Source organism: Nitratireductor sp. ZSWI3 (assembly GCF_024655565.1).
Lineage (GTDB): Bacteria > Pseudomonadota > Alphaproteobacteria > Rhizobiales > Rhizobiaceae > Nitratireductor.
Window position 1 is genome coordinate 1 of record NZ_JANKOF010000168.1, and the last position, 4941, is coordinate 4941.

The window sequence follows — 4941 nt, forward strand, 5'->3', positions numbered from 1 at the left end:
CGCCGCGCTCCTGTGCGCCGGCGCAACCGCCACCGACACCGGCGGCTCGATCCGCCAGCCGGCGGCCTTCACCGGCACGGTCGGCATCAAGCCGACCTACGGGCGCTGCTCGCGCTGGGGCACCGTCGCCTTCGCCTCCTCGCTCGACCAGGCGGGACCGATCGCCCGCGACGTGCGCGACGCCGCCATCCTGCTGAAATCGATGGCCTCGGTGGACGGCCAGGACACGACCTCGGTCGACCTGCCGGTGCCCGACTACGAGGCCGCGATCGGCCAGTCGGTGAAGGGCATGCGGATCGGCATTCCGCGCGAATACCGGATGGACGGCATGCCCGAGGAGATCGAGGCGCTGTGGCAGAAGGGCATCGAATGGATGCGCGACGCCGGCGCCGAGATTGTCGACATCTCCCTGCCGCACACCAAATACGCGCTGCCGGCCTACTACATCGTGGCGCCCGCCGAAGCCTCCTCGAACCTCGCCCGCTACGACGGCGTGCGCTACGGGTTGCGCGTGCCCGGCAAGGACATCGTCGACATGTACGAGAAGACGCGCGCCGCCGGCTTCGGGCGCGAGGTGAAGCGCCGCGTCATGATCGGCACCTATGTGCTGTCGGCCGGTTACTACGACGCCTATTATCTCAAGGCGCAGAAGGTGCGCACGCTGATCAAGCGCGATTTCGAACAGGCCTTCGAGGCGGGCATCGACGCGATCCTGACGCCGGCGACGCCTTCGGCGGCCTTCGGCGTGGCCGACCAGGAGATGAATGCGGATCCGGTGAAGATGTACCTGAACGACATCTTCACCGTTACCGTCAACATGGCGGGCCTGCCCGGCATCGCCGTGCCGGCCGGGCTCGACGGGCGCGGCCTGCCGCTCGGCCTGCAGCTCATCGGCAAGCCGTTCGAGGAAGAGACGCTGTTCCGCACGGCGCATGTCATCGAACAGGCTGCCGGCCGCTTCCAGCCGAAGAAATGGTGGTAGCCGGCATGGCGCGGCTGCCGTCCCTTCCGGGGAGCTAGCCGCGCCATGTTCCACCTGGTTTCCGCCATAGGCTGGCTGTTCCTGCAGCCCCTCGGGCTTGCGATGCTGCTCGTGGCCCTGTGCGTGATCCTCGCCCTTGTCGGCTGGCTGAGGCTGTCCGTCACCGCTGGCGGCCTCTCGTTCCTGGTTCTCTTCCTGTCCGGCTGGACGACGCTCGGCGCGCTCCTTCTGCACCCCCTGGAAGAGCGTTTCGGGAAGCCGGATCCGGTGCCCGAAACGGTCGATGGCATCGTCGTGCTGGGCGGCGGCCTTGAAGGTTCCATCAATCTCGCGCGCGGCGGCCACGAGCTCAATGCGAGCGGCGACCGCTTCGTCGAGACGGCGATCCTGGCGCGGCGCTTTCCGGAAGCGAAGATCCTGATCTCCGGCGGGCAGGGCGCCGTGTTCCTGAGCGGCGAGGGCGACGCCGACACCGCGCCGCGCCTGCTCACCGCGCTCGGCGTCGATCCGCAACGCCTGATACTCGAGAACGGCTCGCGTGACACCTACGAGAATGCCGTCTTCTCGAAGCGGATCGCCGCCCCTCGGGAAGGCGAGACATGGCTCCTGGTCACCTCGGCCTTCCACATGCCCCGCGCCGTCGGCGTGTTCCGCGAAGCCGGTTTCCCGGTGCTGCCATGGCCGGTCGATTACAAGACGGCCGGCAACGAGCGGTTCGGGTTCGCCGAGGACAACGCCCTTGATTCCCTGCGCAACGTTTCCGTCGGCATCCGCGAATGGGTGGCGATCGCCGCCTACCGCTTCGCCGGCCGCACCGGATCGATGCTGCCCGAGGCGGCCGATCGGCGCGGTGAGTCGCCGTCGGACGGGAAGACCGTTGCTGCGCCGCAGCAATAGCGCCCTCATTCGGCCACAGATGTTGAAAAATTCTTACGCCGTGCAAGTGGTTGATAAGACGCAAAAACCTGGCGACGTGACCGTTCCGGAGCGTATGCGGAGCCGTCATTTTGCCGTTATTGTCTTGCGGAGGGCGCCGTCTGAGAGTATCACCCTGCGCCACGGGCCGAGTGATCGGGATCAACCTGATCGGGGACAAGGCCTTCAAGAAGCGACGGGATAGCATGGACGATAGCATTCACAGATCCTGCTGGGGCGTGGCCGCCAAAGCAGCGATCGGACTTGCGGCAATCATCTTTCTGGCATGGCTTGTTGTTGGCGCTGAGACGGCTTCGGTCGTTGCGGCAGCCGGCTGACCGACCCGGACCGCAGGACATCGCATCATCTGATGAGGGGCGCAGCGCCGAAGCTGCGCCCTTTTTGCGTTTTGGAACGGTTTTTCACCCGCGGGCCTGTGCCGGGTGATTCCGTTCGGCGACAAAATGCGGTAAATCGCTCACTGTCGCGATTGCGCAACGAAGCGCCGCCGGGTGGCCGCCCGCAGGCGCAAGGCCGCTGCAGTCTCTTCTCCGCGCAATCCGGAGCCGCCAGTCATGTTTTTGTCCGTGTTCGACCTGTTCAAGATTGGCATCGGCCCTTCGAGCTCACACACGATGGGACCGATGACCGCTGCCGAGCGCTTCCTGGCCGAGATCGCCGGCGATGACTGGCCGCGTCCGGCCGGTGCCAGGGTGGCACGGCTGTCCGTTGCGCTGCATGGATCGCTCGCCTTCACCGGGATCGGCCATGCCACCGACCGGGCGGTGATCCTCGGACTTGCCGGCTTCAACCCGCTGACGGTGGACCCCGACACGAGCGAAGGCATCCTGGAGACCATACGCGCCGAAAGACTTGTTCGGCCGGCGGGGCATCCCGCCTATCGGTTCGACCCGCAGACGGATCTCGTCCTCGACCGGAAGACGCCGCTGCCCGGCCATGCGAACGGCATGGCCTTCAATGCCTTCGACGCCGACGACCGCTTGCTCCTGCGGCGCATCTACTATTCGATCGGCGGCGGTTTCGTGGTCTCCGAAGAGGAGCTCCAGGCGCTCAAGGCGGAAGGCAAGCCGCCGGTCGAGGGCAATGTGCCGTATCCCTTCGCCAATGCCAGGGCCATGCTGGCGATGGCCGCCGAGAGCGGGCTGTCGATCGCGGAGATGAAGCGCGCCAACGAGGAAACACGCATGTCGCGCGACGAGCTCGACGCCGGGCTCGACCGCATCTGGGATGCGATGAACGCCTGCATCGAGCGCGGCCTGTCGCAGGAAGGCATCATGCCGGGCGGGCTCAGCGTGCGCCGCCGCGCCCACCAGCTCCACCAACGCCTGGAGGAGGACTGGCGCCAGAACCGCCCCAATCCGCTCGCCGCCAACGACTGGCTTGCCGTCTATGCGATGGCGGTCAACGAGGAGAACGCGGCGGGCGGGCGTGTCGTCACTGCGCCGACCAATGGTGCGGCGGGCGTGGTGCCGGCGGTGCTGCGCTACTGGCAGAAATTCCATGTCGATGCCGACCGGCGCGGCATCCGCGATTTCCTGCTGACGGCGGCGGCCATTGGCGGCATCGTCAAGCACAACGCCTCCATCTCCGGCGCCGAGGTGGGCTGCCAGGGCGAGGTGGGGTCGGCATCGGCCATGGCCGCCGCCGGCCTTGCCGCCGTGATGGGCGGAACGCCCGAGCAGGTGGAGAACGCCGCCGAGATCGCGCTGGAGCATCATCTGGGCATGACCTGCGATCCCGTGGCGGGTCTGGTGCAGGTTCCCTGCATCGAGCGCAACGCGCTCGGAGCGGTCAAGGCCGTCACGGCAGCCTCGCTCGCCGTGAAGGGCGACGGCAAACATTTCGTTTCACTCGACGCCGCCATCGAGACCATGCGCCAGACCGGCCACGACATGAACGAGCGTTATAAGGAAACGAGCCTCGGCGGCCTCGCCGTCAATGTGGTGGAATGCTGACCGCGCCGTTGTGGAGAGGGCCGGGCGCGTCTTGACCTTAACGCCCGGCGGACCGACATTCAGGCCATGGCCCTGAACCTGATCAAATTGTGCGTCGGCTGCGAGAACGTCGAGCAACTGGAAGACTGGATCGCCCGCCGTTTGCGCGAGAAGGAAGCGCGCGGCGAGCCGGCGGAGCAGTTCCACACCACCCGCATGGTGCCCAAGCGCGTCGACGAACTGACGGCCGGCGGATCGCTCTACTGGGTGGTCAAGGGCATCGTGCAGTGCCGTCAAAGGCTCCTCGAAATCCGCCCGTTCCGCGACGGCGAGGGCGTTTCGCGCTGTCATCTGGTGCTCGACCCGCGTGTGGTGCGCACGCAATTCCAGCCGCGCCGCCCCTTCCAGGGCTGGCGGTATCTGGAGCAGAAGGAGGCGCCGGCCGATCTTCCTTCGGGCTCATCGGCAGCCGAAATGCCGGCGGAGCTGCGGCGCGAGCTGGCCGAGCTCGGCCTGTTGTGATCGGCCGCACGACAGGGTCCCGGTTCAGGAAGGCTTGCAAGCGCTGCCGGACCGCCACATCTTTCTTCTCATGAGCGACAACAAGACACCGGCACCGCGTCGTGAGACCCCGCAGGACGTGGAGCCGCGGAAATCACCGTCGAGCGCCATCGACGCTTTTGTGCGCCAGGCCCGCGCCATGGCGCCCTTGAAGGGCGAGGGGAGCGGCAGGCTGGTCCTCGCGCTCGATGCGACGATGAGCCGCCAGCCCACCTGGGACCTGGCCTGCAAGCTGCAGGCCGAGATGTTCGACGCCGTCGGCAAAGCCGGTTCGCTGAGCGTGCAGCTCGTCTATTTTCGCGGTTTCGGCGAATGCCGTGCCTCGCGTTTCGTGCGCGACACCGAGGCCCTGAAGACGCTGATGACGAAGATCGACTGCCGCGGCGGCCAGACCCAGATCGGCAAGGTGCTGTCGCACGGGCTCAAGGAGACCGCGCGCGAGAAGATCAACGCGCTGGTTTATATCGGCGACGCGATGGAGGAGAATGTCGACAGCCTCGCCGACCAGGCCGGCAGGCTCGGCCTGGT

4 protein-coding genes and 1 pseudogene are annotated in these 4941 nt (G+C 67.0%); all 5 read left to right on the forward strand.

Annotated features, from left to right (window positions below; all coding sequences use genetic code 11):
* The coding region (locus NUU27_RS24905; protein WP_257764983.1) for an aspartyl/glutamyl-tRNA amidotransferase subunit A at nucleotides 1-982 on the forward strand (982 nt) is incomplete at its 5' end.
* A 45-nt stretch (nucleotides 983-1027) separates the two neighbouring features.
* Nucleotides 1028-1879, forward strand: coding sequence for a YdcF family protein (locus tag NUU27_RS24910; protein WP_257764984.1), 852 nt, complete (start codon nucleotides 1028-1030; stop codon nucleotides 1877-1879).
* Between the two features lie 593 nt (nucleotides 1880-2472).
* A complete protein-coding gene (locus tag NUU27_RS24915; RefSeq protein ID WP_257764985.1) occupies nucleotides 2473-3873 on the forward strand; it encodes an L-serine ammonia-lyase in 1401 nt (466 codons plus the stop codon).
* Between the two features lie 66 nt (nucleotides 3874-3939).
* On the forward strand, nucleotides 3940-4374 hold the full coding sequence (locus NUU27_RS24920) for a DUF1489 family protein (RefSeq protein ID WP_257764986.1): 435 nt from the start codon (nucleotides 3940-3942) through the stop codon (nucleotides 4372-4374).
* 70 nt (nucleotides 4375-4444) lie between these two features.
* Nucleotides 4445-4941 (forward strand): annotated as a pseudogene (locus NUU27_RS24925) (VWA domain-containing protein); the annotation flags it as partial.